The 1,304-nt window shown below is 54.0% G+C and carries 1 rRNA gene; it reads left to right on the top strand.

Going from position 1 to position 1,304, the window contains the following annotated elements:
* Positions 1–1,304: ribosomal RNA gene (locus N0O92_RS23690) — 23S ribosomal RNA — on the top strand; the annotation flags it as partial.

The raw sequence follows: 1,304 nt of genomic DNA on the forward strand, positions 1-1,304 counted from the left end.
TAGTACCGAAGTTCCTGATCCTACACTGCCTAGAAAAGCCTCTAGCGAGGTGAGAGGTGCCCGTACCGCAAACCGACACAGGTAGGCGAGAAGAGAATTCTAAGACGCTCGGGAGAACTCTCGTTAAGGAACTCGGCAAAATGACCCCGTAACTTCGGGAGAAGGGGTGCTCTATTAGGGTGCAAGCCCGAGAGAGCCGCAGTGAAAAGATCCAAGCGACTGTTTAGCAAAAACACAGGTCTCTGCGAAGCCGTAAGGCGAAGTATAGGGGCTGACACCTGCCCGGTGCTGGAAGGTTAAGAGGAGGGGTTATCCCTTACGGGAGAAGCTCTGAATTGAAGCCCCAGTAAACGGCGGCCGTAACTATAACGGTCCTAAGGTAGCGAAATTCCTTGTCGGGTAAGTTCCGACCCGCACGAATGGTGTAACGATTTGGATACTGTCTCAACGAGAGACCCGGTGAAATTATAGTACCTGTGAAGATGCAGGTTACCCGCGACAGGACGGAAAGACCCCATGGAGCTTTACTGTAGCTTGATATTGGATGTTGGTACAGTTTGTACAGGATAGGTAGGAGCCTTGGAAGCGTGAGCGCCAGCTTACGTGGAGGCGTCGGTGGGATACTACCCTGACTGTGCTGACATTCTAACCTCGAGCCGTGATCCGGTTCAGGGACAGTGTCAGGTGGGCAGTTTGACTGGGGCGGTCGCCTCCTAAACAGTAACGGAGGCGCCCAAAGGTTCCCTCAGAATGGTTGGAAATCATTCGTAGAGTGCAAAGGCAAAAGGGAGCTTGACTGCGAGACCTACAAGTCGAGCAGGGACGAAAGTCGGGCTTAGTGATCCGGTGGTTCCGCATGGAAGGGCCATCGCTCAACGGATAAAAGCTACCCTGGGGATAACAGGCTTATCTCCCCCAAGAGTCCACATCGACGGGGAGGTTTGGCACCTCGATGTCGGCTCATCGCATCCTGGGGCTGAAGTAGGTCCCAAGGGTTGGGCTGTTCGCCCATTAAAGCGGTACGCGAGCTGGGTTCAGAACGTCGTGAGACAGTTCGGTCCCTATCCGTCGCGGGCGCAGGAAATTTGAGAGGAGCTGTCCTTAGTACGAGAGGACCGGGATGGACACACCGCTGGTGTACCAGTTGTTCCGCCAGGAGCATAGCTGGGTAGCTACGTGTGGACGGGATAAGTGCTGAAAGCATCTAAGCATGAAGCCCCCCTCAAGATGAGATTTCCCATGGAGTTAATCCAGTAAGACCCCTTAGAGATGATGAGGTTGATAGGTCTGGTGTGGAAGCGTGG

Source organism: Alkalihalobacillus sp. MEB130 (assembly GCF_032335535.1).
GTDB lineage: Bacteria > Bacillota > Bacilli > Bacillales > Bacillaceae_D > Halalkalibacter.